Consider the following 17,158-nt stretch of genomic DNA (forward strand, 5'->3'; position numbering starts at 1 on the left):
AGTGCTGTCTAACTCTTGGTCTTGTCCGGGGCCGGTTCGGACATCGTCGTCGCGCCGTCGAGGCGCTCGGAGTCCGGTGGCCGGTACAGGTTCCGCTTGGAGATGTACTGGACCACACCGTCCGGCACGAGGTACCACACAGGACGATGGCGACTGGCGCGCCGCCGACATTCCGTCGAGGAGATCGCCAGAGCCGGGATCTCGATCAGCGTGACCGCGTCCTCCGGCAATGCATCCAGGTGCCCGGCCAGATGTTCGGTGTTGAGATCGAATCCCGGACGCGACACCCCGACGAACTTCGCCAGCGAGAACAGTTCCTCCCAGTCCTGCCAGGACAGGATACTCGCCAGGGCGTCCGCACCGGTAATGAAGTACAGCTCGGCGTCCGGGTGGTAGCTGCGCAGATCCCGCAGGGTGTCGACGGTGTACGTCACCTTCTCGCGGTCGACGTCCACCCGGCTGACCGAGAACCGCGGGTTCGACGCGGTGGCGATGACCGTCATCAGGTACCGGTCCTCGGCCGGGCTGACGCCCTTGCCCTGCTTCTGCCACGGCCTGCCGGTGGGTACGAAGACGACCTCGTCGAGGCTGAATCGGTCGGCCACCTCGCTGGCGGCCACCAGGTGACCGTGATGAATGGGGTCGAAGGTGCCGCCCATGACTCCCAGGCGGCGCCGACGCGCGCCCGTTGCTCCCTGTTCCACGAGTGTCGAGCTTACGTGTTCACACCGGCAGCAATCCGGCGACCACCGACGCCAGCTGCTGAGCGGATCGGCATTCGTGCATGCTGATGACCTCGTTGTACACCTTGGCCGCCGAGTCGCCCGATCCCCACTGACCGCTGGGCTCCGGGTTGAGCCAGTGCGCGTGTTTCGCCACCGACACGAGTCCGGCCAGTGCCTCCAGGTTCGGGTCGCGGTAGTTGTTGCGGCCGTCGCCGAGTACCAGCAGGGACGTGCGGGACGTGATGCTCTGGGTGAACCGCTCGGCGAACACCCCGAACGCGTTGCCGTAGTCGGAGTGCCCGTCGTAGCCGACCAGGTCGGCTTCCCGGATCATCCGCGACATGGCGCTGCCGAGGTCGGCCCCCGCGTCGAAGAATCGGGTGACCTCGTCGGTGGTGTCGATGAACGCGAACACCCGCACCCGGGAGAACTGTTCGCGCAGCGCGTGGACGAGCAGCAGGGTGAAGTGGCTGAAGCCGGCCACCGAACCCGACACGTCGCACATCACGACGAGTTCGGGACGCGCCCGCCGGGGTTTGCGCTGGACGAGGTCGATGGGCACGCCGCCGGTGGACATCGACTTGCGCAGGGTCCGGCGCAGGTCGATCGAACCGGCACTCGCCCGGCTGCGCCGCACGGCCAGTCGGCTGGCGAGCAGCCGTGCCAGCGGGGTGACGTTGCGTTTCAGCGCGGTCAGCTCGGCGTCCGAGGCGCGCAGGAAGTCGACTTCCTCGGTCAGCCGGGGGACGCCGTACGACGCCACCCGTTCCTTGCCGAGGTTCTCGGCCGACCGGCGCCGCGTCTCCTTCTCGATCATCTTGCGGAAGTCGGCGATCCGCTGGGCGGCGGTGCGCTTGGCCACCTCGGATTCGTAGCTTTCCGTCGTCCGGGCCCCGGTGTCCTGCTGATTGCCCAGCAGTCCGTCGAGGATCTTCTTCAGCAGGGTTTCCGGTGCGACGTCCCGCAGCGCCTGGTAGGCGGAGAACGACGGGCCGTTCGCCGACTGGTACTGCCCCAGTTCCTCGACCATCTGCGCGGTCAGCAACTCGGTGAGCTCGAGCGCCTCCGGCGACCCGTCGGTGAGGAGGTCGACGATCAGCTCGCGCAGCGCCTCGTAGTCGATGTCACCCTTCGCGTTGCGCGGCAGGCTCGTGTCGATCGCCCCGGCCGCCCGGTTCCCGACCGCCGCCGGGAACCAGAGTTCGAACAACGCGTCGAAGGTGGGCCGATGGGTGGGCCGCCGCAGCAACGCACACGCCAGACCCTCCCGCAGGGATTCGCGGTCCAGCAGGTCGAGGACCGACATCACCTGTCCGGCGTCGACCGTCTCGGACGGTCCGACCGTGATCCCGCGCCGCCGCAGCGCCTCGACGAAGTCGACGAGATGCCCCGGCAGCCCGTGTGGCGCCGCGGGACCGCCCGGCTTCGACGGGGACGCGAGGGGACCACCAGCAGCCATGGGGAGTCCTTCAGTTCAGTCGCAGCTCGGCAGAGGCCCGCAGCTGGTCGGATTGGTGCTTGAGAACGACACCCAGCGTCGCGCGCACGGCGTCGTCGTCGAGGGTGTCGAGCCCGAGCGCCAGGAGGGTGCGACCCCAGTCGATGGTCTCGGCCACCGACGGCAGCTTCTTCAGCTGCATGCCGCGCAGCACACGGATCGTCTTGACCAGCTGCTCGGCCACCRCCTCGGGCAGTTCCGGCACCCGGCTCGCGAGGATCCTCCGCTCGAGTTCGGCGTCGGGAAAGTCGAGGTGCAGGAACAGGCAGCGACGTTTGAGCGCCTCCGACAGTTCGCGGGTGGCGTTCGAGGTGAGGACGACGAACGGCTTGCGCGTGGCGGTGATGGTGCCCAGTTCGGGGACGGTGACCGCGAAATCGCTGAGCACCTCGAGGAGCAGGCCCTCGATCTCGACGTCGGCCTTGTCGGTCTCGTCGATCAGCAGCACCGTCGGGTCCTCGCGCCGGATGGCGGTCAGCAACGGCCGCGACAGCAGGAACTCCTCGGAGAAGACGTCCGCCTTGGTGGCGTCCCAGCTGTGGTCGCTGCCCGCCTGGATGCGCAGGATCTGCTTCGCGTGATTCCACTCGTACAGGGCGCGGGCCTCGTCGACGCCCTCGTAGCACTGCAACCGCACCAGTTCGGCGCCGGTGGTCTCGGCCACGGCGCGGGCCAGCTCGGTCTTGCCGACTCCGGCGGGACCCTCGATGAGCAGGGGCTTTCCGAGCCGGTCGGCGAGGAACACCGCGGTCGCGGTGCCCTTGTCGGACAGGTAACCGGTTTCGGCGAGCCGAGCGATGACGTCGTCGACGCTGGCGAAGAACGGCTTCGTGGTGGGCAGTGCGCGGTCCACGCTCGCTCCTTTCAGAAGGGGTGACGGGCAGAGGGGGCTTGACGGAAGGGACGGCCGGCGGGGTCTAGACCGGGCGGGTGTGCCCGTCTCCCCACACGATCCACTTGGTGGACGTCAGTTCGGGCAGGCCCATCGGTCCGCGGGCGTGCAGTTTCTGCGTGGAGATCCCGATCTCGGCACCGAATCCGAACTGCTCGCCGTCGGTGAAGGCGGTGGAGGCGTTGACCATGACGGCGGCCGCGTCGACCCGGGCGGTGAACTCGCGGGCGGCCGCGAGGTCGGACGTCACGATGGCCTCGGTGTGGCCGGTGCCGTACCGGTCGATGTGCTCGACCGCGGCGTTCAGGTCGTCGACCACCTTGAGTGCCACGTCGAGGGTGAGGTACTCCTCGGACCAGTCCGACTCCGTCGCGGGCACCAGCCCGGGCAGGTCCCCGTGCACGGTCACACTGTGCATCTGCAGGGCCTGCAGGAGCTTCGGCACCGCCGTCTCGGCGATCGCGGCGTCGACCAGCACGGTCTCCGCGGTGTTGCAGACACTCGGCCGCCGCGTCTTGGAATTGAGCAGGACCCGTTCCGCCATCTCCAGATCGGCCGCCGCGTGAACGTAGACGTGGCAGTTGCCGACGCCCGTCTCGATCGTCGGGACGGTCGCGTCGCGCACCACGGCGCTGATCAGACCGGCCCCGCCGCGGGGAATCACGACGTCCACCAGCCCGCGGGCCTGGATCAGGTGCGTCACGCTGGAGCGGTCCTCGCTCGGCAGCAACTGCACGGCGTCCTCCGGCAGCTGCTGCGCCGCCAGCGCCGCCCGCAGCGCCACGACCAGCGCTGCATTCGACTTCGCCGCGGACGAGGAGCCGCGCAGCAGGGCCGCATTACCCGACTTCAGGGCCAGCCCGAACGCGTCGACGGTGACGTTGGGCCTGGCCTCGTACACCATGCCCACCACGCCGAGCGGAACCCGCAGCTGACGCAGTTCGAGACCGTTCGGGAGTGTGGAGCCGCGCACCACCTCACCGACCGGGTCGGGCAGCCCGGCAACCTGACGCAGACCGGACGCGATCCCCTCGATCCGTTCCGCGGTCAGCCGCAGCCGGTCGAGCAGGGAGTCCTCGGTGCCCGACGCCCTGGCCGCCTCGATGTCGGCGGCGTTGGCGGCGAGGATGTCGGTGGACGCGGCGAGCACGGCGTCGGCCGCCGCGTGGAGCGCCGCATCCTTCTGCGCGGTGGTGAGCAGCGCGAGGACCCGCGACGCGGTGCGGGCGCGACGGGCCGCTGCGTGGACGGCTTCACGGGTATCCACCGTGGCACCGGCCGACGAGGTGGAAGTCACTGCAGTCATGAACACAGCCTATATACAGGGCTGGACACCCCGCGGAGCGGGAAGGGCGGGAATGATTTCATCCCCAGGACGGGTTGCGACTGGTCGAGACCATCAGAGGTAGGAGTGCTGCAGTGAGCGTGTTGTTCGAACCCATCACCTTCCGTGGAGTCACCGTCCCCAATCGAGTGTGGATGGCGCCGATGTGCCAGTACTCGGCCGACGTGAGCGGCAGCGACGTGGGGGTGCCGGGCGACTGGCACCGGACGCACCTCGTGACGCGGGCCATCGGCGGTGCGGGCCTGATCCTCACCGAGGCGACGGCCGTCAGCCCGGAGGGCCGCATCAGCCCGGCCGACCTCGGCATCTGGAACGACACCCAGACCGAAGCCTTCGCGCAGATCAACGCGCAGCTCGAGTACTTCGGCGCGGTTCCCGGCATCCAGCTCGGTCACGCCGGGCGCAAGGGGTCCGCGCACGTCCCGTGGCGCGGCGGGGGGAGCCTCGACGACGACGATCCGTTGTCGTGGCGGACGGTGGCGCCGAGCGCGATCGGTTTCGGCGGCCACACCCCGCCCGCGGCGGCGACGGACGAGGACATCCGGAAGGTGGTCGCGGACTTCGCCGCCGCCGCCGAGCGGGCGTCGCGCGCAGGCTTCAAGGTGGTGGAAGTCCATGCGGCACACGGCTATCTGCTGCACCAGTTCCTCTCGCCGGTCAGCAATCACCGCACCGACGAGTACGGCGGCAGCTTCGCGGGCCGCATCCGTCTCCTGCTGGAGGTCGTCGACGCGGTGCGCAGCGTGTGGCCGGCCGAACTGCCGGTCTTCGTCCGGGTGTCGGCCACCGACTGGTTGTCCGAGGAGCCGGGGCTGGACGCGGACAGCTGGACCCCGGATCAGACCGTCGCCCTCGTGCAGGCGCTCGCCGACCTGGGCGTCGACCTCGTCGACGTCTCCAGCGGCGGCGTCGCGTCCGCGCGGATCCCGGTCGGCCCCGGATACCAGGTTCCGTTCGCCCGCCGCATCCAGAACGAGACCACGGTCCCGGCCGCCGCGGTGGGGCTCATCACCGAGCCGGAGCAGGCCGAGCGGATCGTGGAGTCGGGAGAGGCCGTCGCGGTGTTCCTCGGGCGTGAACTGCTGCGCGACCCGTACTGGCCACGAAAAGCCGCACTGGTATTGAATGCCCAGGTGACGCCGCAGATTCCGGCGCAGTACGCACGGGCGTACTGACGCTCGGGCCGACAAGCCCCCACATCCTTTGCTACGGTAATCGCTCTTACAGCTGGTAGTCCCGCACCCCGGACGGTGGAGCGGGACCGACCGACGAGCCAGAGCCGATCGGCGGGGGCCGCATCGCGCCGAAGGGCCGTGGGTTGCCGAACCCGACCAGCAATCGCCGTGCGGGCGACGAAAAGATGCGTGCATCAGGTACGTGCCCCGTGCGGGTGATAACTGCGCTGGGGAGCGCAAGACATGAATGCACCAGATCACTCGATCACGTCGGCCGAGGTGGCCGAATCACCTGATGTCACGGTCACCGACGAAGCCTCCGTCAAACGCGCCGTCAAGGCCACCATGCTCGGTAACGCCATGGAGTGGTTCGACTTCGGCGTGTACGCCTACCTGGCGACCACGATCGGCAAGGTCTTCTTTCCCGAGGCCAGCGGCACCGCACAGCTGCTGTCGACGTTCGCGATCTTCGCCGCCGCCTTCGTCGTCCGCCCGCTCGGTGGACTGTTCTTCGGTCCGCTCGGCGACCGGATAGGCCGCAAGAAGGTGCTCGCCACCACGATCATCCTGATGGCGGGCAGCACGTTCGCCATCGGCCTGATCCCGAGTTACGGATCCATCGGGCTCGTGGCACCGATCCTGCTGGTGCTGTTCCGGCTCGTGCAGGGCTTCTCCACGGGCGGCGAGTACGGCGGCGCCAGCACGTTCGTCGCCGAATACGCACCGGACAAGCGCCGCGGGTTCTTCGCGAGCTTCCTCGAATTCGGCACCCTCGCCGGGTATGTCGCGGCCGCGGGACTGGTCACCATCATCAGCACCGTGGTGAGCGCCGACGCCCTGGTCGACTGGGCCTGGCGGATTCCGTTCCTGCTCGCCGGTCCGCTGGGTCTGATCGGTCTCTACCTGCGGTTGCGGCTCGAGGAGACGCCCGCGTTCCAGCAGATGGAGCAGGCCGAAGAGCGTTCGCTCGCAGACGAATCCACGGGACGCAAACTGCGCGAGACGCTGGTGGAGAACTGGCGTCCACTGGTGCTGTGCGTGATCCTGGTCGCCACCTACAACATCGCCCACTACGGCCTGCTCAGCTACATGCCGACGTACCTGTCGAACACGCTCGGCTACGACGAATCGCACGGTCTCGTCCTCATGATCATCGTCATGCTCATCATGATGGTAGCGATCAGCTTCGTCGGAAAGCTGTCCGACCGGGTCGGTCGTAAACCGTTGCTGCTGGCCGGTTTCGTCGGATTCTTCGCGTTGTCGCTGCCGGCGTACCTCCTCATCGGGGTCGGCCACTACTTCACCGTCTTCCTCGGCCTCGCAATCCTCGGCGGCCTGCTGCTGCTGTTCGTCGGTGTGTTCCCATCGGTCCTTCCCGCGCTGTTCCCCACCGGGATCCGATACGGCGGCCTGGCGATCGGATACAACCTCGCGGTGTCGATCTTCGGTGGCACCACTCCCCTGGTGCTCACGGCGCTGCAGGACGCGACGGGCAGCGACCTCGTCGCACCGATGTACATGATGGCCGCGGCGGTCGTCGGCGGGATCGCGGTGCTCCTCATCTCGGAGACCGCCCGCAAGCCCCTCGAGGGTTCGCCGCCCGCCGTGGCCACGGACGCCGAGGCCCGCCGCATCCTGAAGCGTCTCCGCCGCACCAAGGGCGAGGCATCCACGACGCCCGCACAGGAGACGGCGGCCGCCGACGCGGGCTAGTCTCGGAATATGTCCGCTCCCAGGGTCGCCGTGGTCGGCAGCGTCAACATGGATCTGCTGACGGCGACCGAACGGTTACCCGGGCCCGGGGAGACGATCCTGGGCAGCGCCTTCGCCGCCACCCCCGGCGGCAAGGGCGCCAACCAGGCGATCGCCGCGGCGCGGGCGGGCGGGGCCGTGACATTCATCGGGGCGGTCGGCTCCGACGTGTTCGCCCTCGATCTGCGGCAGGCCCTCGTCGACGCCGAGGTCGACACCCGGTACCTGCGGGAGGTCGACGGGCCGAGCGGGATCGCGGCGATCACCGTCGACGCCGCAGGCGAGAACAGCATCGTCGTGGTCCCGGGCGCCAACAGCACCGTGGTGGACCTGACACCCGCCGAACTCGCCGCGGTCGCGGACGCCGACGTCCTGCTCTGCCAACTCGAGATACCTCTCGGCACCGTGGTGGCCGCGGCGGCGCACGCCGCGGCCCACGGCACCGTCGTGATGGTGAATCCGTCACCGGCGCAGCCACTTCCGACCGAACTCGTGGAGCTGATCGACGTGCTGCTGGTGAACCAGACCGAGGCCGCGCAACTCGGCGCCGAGGTCATCGGCGCCGTCTCCCACGTCGTCACCACGCTGGGGTCGTCGGGCGCGGACTACGCGGGCAGTGACGGCACCACGCTCCACGCCGGCTCCCCGGCGGTCGAGGTGGTCGACACGACCGGCGCGGGCGACGCCTTCGCGGGCGCCCTCAGCGTGTCGTGGCGCGGCGGCCCCGGGACCGCCGTCCCGTTCGCGTGCACGGCGGGCGCACTCGCGACCACCCGCCGCGGCGCCTCCACGTCGTCGCCCACCCGCACCGAGATCGAGGCGGCCATTCCCGGCTGAGCGCCCCCTGCACTCGCCTGGATCGTCCGTGTCACCCCGGTCGTGCACCATGGGGGCATGACGACCGCCACCGAACCCGCACTCCGTGACGAGGCCGAACGGCTGCTCCGCGAGCTGGCAGGCGAGCACGCCACCCTCCGCGACGACCAGTGGACGGCGATCGAGGCGCTCGTGGTGGGCCGCAGACGGGCGCTCGTCGTCCAGCGGACGGGCTGGGGCAAGTCGGCGGTCTACTTCATCGCGGCGAAGCTCCTGCGGGCACACGGGCACGGTCCCACCGTCATCGTGTCGCCGCTCCTGGCGCTGATGCGGAACCAGGTGGCCTCGGCCGAGCGCGCCGGTGTGCGCGCCGCCACCATCAACTCCGGGAACGTCACCGAGTGGGACGACATCCACACACGGGTCGCGGACAACGAACTCGACGTGCTGCTGGTCAGCCCCGAGCGGCTCAACAACCCCGACTTCCGCGACCAGGTCCTGCCCTCCCTCGCCGCCGACGCCGGCCTCGTCGTGGTCGACGAGGCGCACTGCGTGTCGGACTGGGGTCACGACTTCCGTCCCGACTACCGGCGGATCCGCACGCTGATCGCCGAGCTGGGCGAGGGTATCCCCGTGCTGGCCACCACGGCCACGGCGAACGACCGCGTCGTCTCCGACGTCTCCACGCAGCTCGGGGTGGGCGGCGCGGAGACCCTCGTCCTGCGCGGCGGCCTCGAACGCGAGTCGCTGCACCTGTCGGTCGTGCAGATTCCGGAGGCCACCGCCCGGGCCGCGTGGCTCGCCCAGAAGCTCGACAGTCTGCCCGGCTCGGGCATCATCTACGCGCTCACCGTGTCGGCGGCCCGGGATCTGGCAAGCCTGCTGTCCGAGCAGGGGCACACGGTCGCCGCATACACCGGGCAGACCGACGCCGCCGAGCGCGAGACCCTCGAGCAGGACCTGCTCGGCAACCGCGTCAAGGCGCTGGTGGCCACGTCCGCGCTCGGGATGGGGTTCGACAAGCCCGACCTGGGGTTCGTGGTACACCTCGGTGCGCCGTCGTCGCCCATCTCCTATTACCAGCAGGTCGGGCGCGCAGGCCGGTCCACCGACCGCGCCGAGGTGATCCTGCTGCCCGGATCCGAGGACAAGCAGATCTGGAGCTATTTCGCGTCCGTCGCGTTCCCCCGCGAGCACGTGGTGCGCCGGGTGATCGAGGTCCTCGATACCGATCGGCCGCAGTCCACGCAGGCGCTCGAACCACTCGTGGAGCTCGGCCGCACCCGGCTGGAGATGGTGCTGAAGGTTTTGGACGTGGACGGCGCCGTGCGCCGGGTGCGGGGCGGCTGGGTGGGCACCGGGGAGCCGTGGGCGTACGACGCCGACCGGTACGAGCGCCTCGAGCGGGCCCGCGAATCCGAGCAGCAGGCGATGATCGAGTACCAGCGGATCACCACGTGCCGGATGGCGTTCCTGCGCGAGCAGCTCGACGACCCGGGTCTGGCGGCGGGCACGTCGGACTGCGGGCGGTGCGACAACTGCACCGGAGAGCGCCACGACGCGACCGTCGACGCCGAGGCGGTGCAACAGACCAGAGCGCGCCTCGAGCGCCCAGGCGTGGATCTGGCGCCCCGCAAACAGTGGCCCACGGGCCTCGCGAAGCTCGGCGTGAAGCTGTCCGGGAAGATCTCCGACGGTCCCGAACCGGGTCGCGTGCTGGGCCGGCTGTCCGATCTGGGCTGGGGTCAGCGCCTGCGCTCCCTGCTCGACGAACCGGACGGACCGGCGCCCGACGCCGTCCTGAAGGCCTGCATCCAGGTGCTGGCGTCCTGGGACTGGGCCGAGCGTCCCACGGCGGTGATGGCGGTCGAATCGGCCACCCACCCGCTTCTGTCGGCGTCGATCGCGGGGCAGCTGGCCACGGTGGGCCGGCTCACCGACCTGGGAGTTCTGCGGCTGCGCCCCGAGCATCCGCCGGTGTCCGCAGCCAACTCCGCCTACCGGGTGGCGGGGCTCGTCGACGCCTGGGAGACCCCCGGCGTTCCCGAAGGCACCGGACCGGTGCTGCTCGTCGACACCCTCACCGACACCGGGTGGACCCTCACGATGGCCGCGCGGACGGTCCGCGCGGCGGGTGCCGCGTCGGTTCTCCCCTTCGCGCTCGCGAGTCTCAAATAGGCGCAGTGTGTCGCTTGCGGTTCACCCAAAAGTTACATAATGTGATCAGCATCACTTTGCATGTCTCACCTGCAAAGCTCTGCCGCCTGAACTGTCCAATTTCGCGAGGCACGTGAAATCGAAGGGGATGGTTGTTAGGTTCGAATTTCCAATGACGCCTGTTCAGAAGAGTGCCATCCCGACCACCGCGCCGGACGCGGTGTTGTTCAGAAGTCCAGAGATCACTGACGGAGTCCGGCTCTGGGAGATCGCCAGGAACACGGAAGTGCTCGATCTCAATTCGAGCTACGCATACCTGTTGTGGTGTAGAGATTTCAGCCGATCGTCGGTCGTCGCAGTCGTCGACGAACGCGTCGTGGGGTTCGTATCGGGCTTCATCCGCCCAGAATCCCCTGCGACGCTGTTCGTCTGGCAGGTTGCCGTAGACGCCGACCAGCGCGGCAAGGGAATTGCAGGTCGTATGTTGAGCGCGCTGCTCGATCGCCTTGCACCCGAAGGGATTACCCATCTCGAAACGACGATCAGCCCCGACAACGAGGCTTCGATCGCACTGTTCACAGCATTGGCGCGTCGCCGAGATACGGCGATCAACAAGCAGGAACTGTTCTCCCCTAACGATTTTCCCGATGGACACGAAGCCGAAGATCTGTACACGATCGGCTAAGAGCATGCCCCGGAGGAATGCAGCAACATGACTAACATCGATACGAACATTTTCGAGAGCCTCGAGTCCGAGGTTCGCAGCTACAGCCGCGGCTGGCCCGCCGTCTTCGAGTCGGCGTCCGGATCGTGGATCCGCGACGAGAACGGCCGCGACTACCTCGACTTCTTCGCCGGCGCCGGTTCGCTGAACTACGGCCACAACAACCCGGTCCTGAAGTCGGCGCTCGTCGACTACATCGTCGGCGACGGCATCACGCACGGCCTCGACATGTCGACCGTGGCCAAACGTGACCTGCTCGAGACCTTCCAGGACAAGATCCTGAAACCGCGAGGTCTCGACTACAAGGTCCAGTTTCCCGGACCCACCGGCACCAACACGGTCGAGGCCGCACTGAAACTGGCGCGCAAGGTGACGGGTCGTTCGTCGATCATCAACTTCACCAACGCTTTCCACGGCATGACGCTCGGCGCCCTGTCGGTCACCGGTAACTCGATGAAACGCGCCGGCGCCGGAATCCCGCTGGTGCACGCCACCCCGATGCCGTTCGACAACTACTTCGACGGAGTCACCGAGGACTTCCACTGGTTCTCCCGCGTGCTCGACGACTCGGGCAGTGGCCTGAACCGTCCGGCCGCCGTGATCGTCGAGACGGTGCAGGGTGAGGGCGGCGTCAACGTCGCTCGCCCCGAGTGGCTGCGCGCCCTCGCGGACCTGTGTGCCGAACGCGACATCCTGCTGATCGTCGACGACGTCCAGATGGGCTGCGGACGCACCGGGCCGTTCTTCTCGTTCGAAATCGCCGGCATCACCCCGGACATCGTCTGCCTGTCGAAGTCCATCGGCGGATACGGCCTCCCGATGGCGCTGACCCTGTTCAAGCGTGAGCTCGACGTGTGGGGCCCGGGCGAGCACAACGGCACGTTCCGTGGCAACAACCCGTCGTTCGTCACGTCGAAGGTCGCCCTGGACCACTACTGGTCCGACGACACCCTGCACAAGTCGACGCTGGCCAAGGGCGAGAAGATCCACCAGGCGTTCACCGAGCTGGCGAACCAGTTCGAGGGTTCCGTCTCCACCCGCGGTCGCGGCCTCGTCCAGGGCCTCGTCTTCGACGAGCCGGAGCGCGCGGGCAAGGTCTGCGCACTCGCCTTCGACGAGGGACTGCTCGCGGAGACGTCCGGACCGTCCGACGAGGTGGTCAAGCTCCTGCCGGCGCTCACCATCACCGACGAGGAACTGGACCACGGCCTGGCCATTCTCGCCGACGCCACCGGCAAGGTCTGCAGCTAGAGAGAGGACTGACACCCATGATCGTTCGCACCACCGCAGAAATCACCGACACCGAGCGCGACATCACCAGCGAGGACGGGAACTGGCGCAGCAAGCGCATCATCCTCGGCGGCGACAAAGTGGGTTTCTCGTTCCACGAGACCACGATCAAAGCCGGTTCGGTCAACGAGTTCCACTACGCCAACCACGTCGAGGCCGTCTGGCTCGTCGAGGGAACCGGCAAACTGATCGACCTCGACAACGACAAGGTCTACGAACTCGGCCCGGGTTCGATGTACCTGCTCAACGGTCACGAACGTCACCGCGTCGAGCCGGAGACCGAAATGCGGATGCTGTGCGTGTTCAACCCGCCCGTCACCGGCCGTGAGGTCCACGACGAAAACGGTGTCTACCCCTTGATCGAGGTTCCCGCGTAAGTTCGACCCATGGCCGACGACGCTGCTGTTCCAGCTATAGCCATCGGACCCGCCCCGGACCCGCTCCTCGAGGATGCGGTGCGCCGGGGCGGTGCCCGTGTGGCACCCCTCGAGTCCGCGGACGCACTGGTCTGGACCACGGGTCCGATCGGGTTCCCGGATCCGCTTCCCGAGAAGATCCGCTGGGTGCAGCTGAACTCCGCGGGTGTCGAGGAGTGGTTCGCCGCGAAGGTGATCAGACCCGAGTCCACCGTGCTGTGGACGTCGGCGGCGGGCGCGTTCGCCGCCACCGTCGCCGAGCACGCGCTGACCCTGCTGCTTGCCGGGGTGCGGGCGCTGCCCGAGCACCTCGAGGCGAAGACCTGGCGCCAGCAGGAGTTCTTCTCGAAGGTCGGCACCCTGCGGGGCACCACGGTCGCGATCGTGGGCGCCGGCGGTATCGGCCGGGCGCTGATCCCGATGCTCGCGGGCGTCGGTGCCGACGTGATCGCGGTGAATCGCTCCGGCAGCCCGGTGCCGGGCGCGATCGAGACGCTCCCCACCACCCGGCTGGGCGAGGTGTGGGCCCGGGCGGATCACTTCGTGCTCGGCGCTCCCGCCACCGACGCCACCCACCATCTGGTCGGGGCGGCGGAGTTCGCGCAGATGAAGCCGACCGCGTGGGTCATCAACGTCGCGCGCGGCTCACTCGTCCACACCAATGCACTGGTGAAAGCGCTGCGGGACAACACGATCGGCGGAGCGGGACTCGATGTCACCGACCCCGAGCCGCTACCCGACGGTCACCCGTTGTGGAATCTGCCGAACGTGATCATCACCCCGCACGATTCCAACCCGCCTGCGGTGCGTCCCCCGGCGTTCGCCGAGCACGTAGCGCTGAACGTCACCCGCTTCGTCGCAGGTGAGAATCTCACCGCTCTGATCGATCCCGTCGTCGGGTACTGAACCGGCGCTATTCTGGAGTGCGTGTTCGCCCCACTGATCGACGTACTCGGGGGCCGGCGCCTGTGTGTGATCACCGGCGCCGGCATCTCGACGGACTCCGGGATCCCCGATTACCGCGGTCCGGATTCACCCCCGCGCAACCCCATGACGTATCAGCAGTTCACCGGTGACCCCGAATTCCGCCGCCACTACTGGGCACGGAACCACCTCGGGTGGCGGCACATGGACGCCGCCCGGCCCAACTCCGGCCACCGCGCCCTCGCCGGGCTCGAACGGGCCGGGGTCGCGAGCGCGGTCGTCACCCAGAACGTCGACCTACTGCACACGAAGGCCGGAAGTCGCCGGGTGATCGACCTGCACGGCACGTACGCCCAGGTCCGGTGCCTGACGTGCAACGCACTGATCTCGCGGGCGACGCTCGCCGACCGGCTCGAGCGCGCGAACCCGGGATTCGCCGAAACCGTCGCCGCCGCACAGGGAGTGGAGATCGCACCGGACGCCGACGCGGTCGTCACCAGCACCGAGCATTTCCGGATGGTCGACTGCGAGGCGTGCGGAGGCATGCTCAAACCCGACATCGTGTACTTCGGCGAGTCCGTCCCGAAACCGCGGGTCGCGGCCGCCTACGACGTGGTCGACGAGGCCGAGGCACTGCTGGTGGCCGGGTCTTCGCTCACCGTCATGTCGGGACTGCGCTTCGTCCGGCGCGCCGCCAAACGCGGAATCCCCATCGCGATCGTCAACCGGGGAGCGACGCGCGGCGACGAGTTCGCGACACTCACCGTGCACGCCGGCTGCTCGGAAGCCCTCACCGCGCTGCTCGACGCGTCGTCCGCGCTGCCCGCCTGACCTCTAGAGCGGCACCAGGTCGTCGGCGTGGACCACGGGGCGCTGCATTTCGGCAGGCAGTTCCTGGGTCGACTTGCCGAGGATGTCGCTGATCTCGGCCGAGTCGTAGGCCACCACTCCCCTGGCCACGGGACGTTCCTCGGGGCCGAGGAGTGACACGACGTCGCCGCCGTAGAACCGTCCCGACACCGCCGTGATGCCCGCGGGCAGCAGCGACCGGCGCCGGGTGACGACGGCCCGGACGGCGCCCTCGTCGATGTGCAGGATCCCCTGCTCGTCCGCGGCGTGCCGCACCCAGAACTTGCGCGCCGACAACCGGGACGGCCGGGCCGCGAACGCGGTCCCCACACTGGCGTCCCGCAGCGCCGCCCCGGCGTCCGAGGCGGCGGCGAGCAGCACCGGAACACCGGCATCGGCCGCGAGGCGCGCCGCGGACAGCTTGGACGCCATCCCGCCGGTGCCGAGGGCGCCGCCCGAGCCGGCGACCACCCCGTCCAGATCCTCGGGGCTGTTCACCTCGGGAATCAGCGTCGCATTGCCCTTGCGGGGGTCGCCGTCGTACAGCCCGTCGACATCCGACAGCAACACGAGTGCGTCCGCGCCGACCAGGTGCGCGACGAGTGCCGCGAGCCGGTCGTTGTCGCCGAATCGCAGCTCCGCGGTGGCGACGGTGTCGTTCTCGTTGACGATCGCGACCGCGTGCAGGGCGCGCAGGCGGTCGAGGGTGCGCTGCGCGTTGCGGTGCTGTGCGCGGCGGGCGATGTCGTCCGCCGTCAGCAGCACCTGTCCCACCGTGCGCCCGTACCGGGCGAACGAGGTACCCCAGGCGTGGGCCAACGCCAGTTGGCCGACGCTCGCGGCGGCCTGCTTCGTCGCCAGGTCCCGCGGCCGCTTGGTCAGCCCCAACGGGGCCAGACCCGCGCCCACCGCCCCGGACGACACGACGACCACGTCGGAACCGGCACGCATCCGTGCCTCGATCGCGTCGGCCAGCGCGTCGAGCCGACCGACGTCGAGCCCGCCGACCAGACTGGTCAGCGCCGACGAGCCGATCTTCACGACGATGCTGCCCGCCGACGCGACCGTGCGCCGGGTGGCGCTCACTGGTCTTCGGGGTCGAGGCCTTCGAGACCGCGACGGACCCTGGATGCGTGCTTACGCTCGGTCGCGCCGATGCGCTCCACCTGATCCAGACGCGGGTCGGTGCCGCGGCCGGTCCGGGTGAGGTCGACGCCGGCGGGTGTCTGGGGCTCCCAGTCGAAGCTCACGTTGCCGATCGTCACGGACGCGCCGGGCTCCGCCCCCTGCTTGACGAGTTCGGTTTCCACACCGAGCCGCGCGAGGCGGTCGGCGAGGTAGCCCACGGCCTCGTCGTTGTCGAACTGCGTCTGCCGCACCCAGCGCTCCGGGCGCGTGCCGCGGACGATGAACCCACCGGGGATCTCGGGATCGGCGATGACGCTGAAGCTGTTCTCGTTCGCGATCACCGGGCGGATCACCTGCCGCTTCGGCTCGGCCTTCGGGTGCGCCTCCCGGTAGTCCGCGACCAGCTTCGCCAGCGCGAACGTCAACGGGCGCAACCCTTCTCGGCTGACGGCCGAGATCGTGAAGATCGGCCATCCGCGGGCCTCGAGGTCGGGGGTCACCATGTCGGCCAGCTCGGCCGCCTCCGGCACGTCCGCCTTGTTCAGGATCACGATGCGGGGGCGGTCCGCGAGGTCACCGAGGCCGGTGTCCCCGGACAGCGCGCCCTTGTACGCGGCGAGTTCGGCCTCGAGCGCGTCGATGTCGGAGATCGGGTCGCGGCCGGGGTCGAGGGTCGCGCAGTCGACGACGTGGGCCAGCACGGCGCACCGCTCGAGGTGGCGCAGGAAGTCCAGCCCGAGTCCGCGGCCGTCGCTCGCGCCGGGGATCAGCCCGGGCACGTCGGCCACCGTGAACGTGGTGTCGCCGCTCGACACCACGCCGAGGTTCGGCACCAGGGTCGTGAACGGGTAGTCGGCGATCTTCGGCTTCGCCGCCGACAGCACGGACACCAGCGAGGACTTGCCCGCCGACGGGAATCCGACCAGCCCGACATCGGCGACGGACTTCAGTTCGAGGACCAGTTCCCGCTCGACGCCCTCCTCTCCGAGGAGTGCGAAGCCCGGCGCCTTGCGTGCTTTGGACGAGAGGGCTGCGTTGCCGAGCCCGCCGCGGCCGCCCTGGGCGGCCTCGAAGCGGGTGCCGACACCGATGAGGTCGGCGAGGATCCGGCCGTCCTTGTCGAGGACGACGGTGCCGTCGGGGACCTTCAGGATCAGGTCGTCGCCCTGGGCGCCGTCGCGGTTGCTTCCCATCCCCTGCTTGCCGTTGGTGGCCTTCGCGTGGGGGTGGAAATGGAAGTCGAGAAGGGTGTGGACGTTGCCGTCCACCTCGAGCACGACGTCACCGCCACGCCCGCCGTTGCCGCCGTCCGGGCCACCGAGCGGTTTGAACTTCTCCCGGTGTACGGAGGCGCAGCCATTGCCGCCTTTTCCGGCGCTGACGTGCAGCACGACGCGGTCAATGAATCGGGACATGACTGCCGGATCCTTCCTCAGTCAATTGTGTTGATCTCTGAAACTGTGTTGA

The 17,158-nt window shown here is 69.0% G+C and carries 15 protein-coding genes; 9 read left to right on the top strand and 6 right to left on the bottom strand.

The window, feature by feature from the left end; all coding sequences use genetic code 11:
• Window positions 1-8 precede the first annotated feature (8 nt).
• From nadD to AC1DWT_RS17835, 4 genes are all read right to left on the bottom strand, one after another.
• Window positions 9-704 carry a nicotinate-nucleotide adenylyltransferase gene (nadD, locus tag AC1DWT_RS17820; RefSeq protein ID WP_072946580.1) on the bottom strand — a complete coding sequence of 232 codons (696 nt, stop codon included), beginning with the start codon at window positions 702-704 and terminating at the stop codon, window positions 9-11.
• Window positions 705-723: 19 nt separating this feature from the next.
• On the bottom strand, window positions 724-2,184 hold the full coding sequence (locus AC1DWT_RS17825) for a vWA domain-containing protein (protein ID WP_477921581.1): 1,461 nt from the start codon (window positions 2,182-2,184) through the stop codon (window positions 724-726).
• Between the two features lie 10 nt (window positions 2,185-2,194).
• Window positions 2,195-3,076, bottom strand: coding sequence for an AAA family ATPase (locus AC1DWT_RS17830; RefSeq protein WP_477921582.1), 882 nt, complete (start codon window positions 3,074-3,076; stop codon window positions 2,195-2,197).
• A gap of 64 nt (window positions 3,077-3,140) precedes the next feature.
• The gene (locus AC1DWT_RS17835) at window positions 3,141-4,421 is read right to left on the bottom strand and encodes a glutamate-5-semialdehyde dehydrogenase (protein ID WP_072946626.1); all 1,281 of its coding nucleotides are present in this window, start codon (window positions 4,419-4,421) and stop codon (window positions 3,141-3,143) included.
• A 113-nt stretch (window positions 4,422-4,534) separates the two neighbouring features.
• On the opposite strand from AC1DWT_RS17835, the gene AC1DWT_RS17840 reads away from it, so the two are divergent.
• The 9 genes from AC1DWT_RS17840 to AC1DWT_RS17880 all read left to right on the top strand — a co-directional run bounded on the left by AC1DWT_RS17840 (window position 4,535) and on the right by AC1DWT_RS17880 (window position 14,545).
• Window positions 4,535-5,635, top strand: coding sequence for an NADH:flavin oxidoreductase/NADH oxidase (locus AC1DWT_RS17840; protein ID WP_072946577.1), 1,101 nt, complete (start codon window positions 4,535-4,537; stop codon window positions 5,633-5,635).
• Between the two features lie 243 nt (window positions 5,636-5,878).
• Complete coding sequence (locus AC1DWT_RS17845) at window positions 5,879-7,348, top strand: MFS transporter (protein ID WP_095865166.1); 1,470 nt, start codon at window positions 5,879-5,881, stop codon at window positions 7,346-7,348.
• Between the two features lie 9 nt (window positions 7,349-7,357).
• Window positions 7,358-8,224 carry a ribokinase gene (locus tag AC1DWT_RS17850; RefSeq protein WP_072946575.1) on the top strand — a complete coding sequence of 289 codons (867 nt, stop codon included), beginning with the start codon at window positions 7,358-7,360 and terminating at the stop codon, window positions 8,222-8,224.
• Between the two features lie 57 nt (window positions 8,225-8,281).
• A complete protein-coding gene (locus AC1DWT_RS17855) occupies window positions 8,282-10,381 on the top strand; it encodes a RecQ family ATP-dependent DNA helicase (RefSeq protein WP_095865164.1) in 2,100 nt (699 codons plus the stop codon).
• A gap of 151 nt (window positions 10,382-10,532) precedes the next feature.
• Entirely contained in the window at window positions 10,533-11,045 is a 513-nt protein-coding gene (ectA, locus tag AC1DWT_RS17860) for a diaminobutyrate acetyltransferase (RefSeq protein ID WP_009474013.1), read from the top strand.
• Window positions 11,046-11,072: 27 nt separating this feature from the next.
• Entirely contained in the window at window positions 11,073-12,335 is a 1,263-nt protein-coding gene (gene ectB, locus AC1DWT_RS17865) for a diaminobutyrate--2-oxoglutarate transaminase (RefSeq protein ID WP_095865163.1), read from the top strand.
• A gap of 17 nt (window positions 12,336-12,352) precedes the next feature.
• Window positions 12,353-12,751 carry an ectoine synthase gene (locus tag AC1DWT_RS17870; RefSeq protein WP_012688262.1) on the top strand — a complete coding sequence of 133 codons (399 nt, stop codon included), beginning with the start codon at window positions 12,353-12,355 and terminating at the stop codon, window positions 12,749-12,751.
• Window positions 12,752-12,760: 9 nt separating this feature from the next.
• On the top strand, window positions 12,761-13,696 hold the full coding sequence (locus AC1DWT_RS17875) for a D-isomer specific 2-hydroxyacid dehydrogenase family protein (protein ID WP_206012729.1): 936 nt from the start codon (window positions 12,761-12,763) through the stop codon (window positions 13,694-13,696).
• Window positions 13,697-13,717: 21 nt separating this feature from the next.
• Window positions 13,718-14,545: an NAD-dependent protein deacetylase gene (locus tag AC1DWT_RS17880; RefSeq protein WP_072946571.1), complete on the top strand. Its 828-nt coding sequence runs from the start codon at window positions 13,718-13,720 to the stop codon at window positions 14,543-14,545.
• 3 nt (window positions 14,546-14,548) lie between these two features.
• On the opposite strand, the gene proB is transcribed toward AC1DWT_RS17880, so the two are convergent.
• Window positions 14,549-15,649 (bottom strand): glutamate 5-kinase, encoded by a 1,101-nt coding sequence (proB, locus tag AC1DWT_RS17885; RefSeq protein ID WP_012688265.1) that lies wholly within the window; start codon window positions 15,647-15,649, stop codon window positions 14,549-14,551.
• Window positions 15,646-17,106 (bottom strand): GTPase ObgE, encoded by a 1,461-nt coding sequence (gene obgE, locus AC1DWT_RS17890; protein ID WP_206012730.1) that lies wholly within the window; start codon window positions 17,104-17,106, stop codon window positions 15,646-15,648. The genes proB and obgE overlap by 4 nt, the downstream gene beginning before the upstream one ends.
• Window positions 17,107-17,158: the final 52 nt, after the last annotated feature.

The sequence above is a fragment of the Rhodococcus sp. P4_B6 genome, assembly GCF_056402215.1.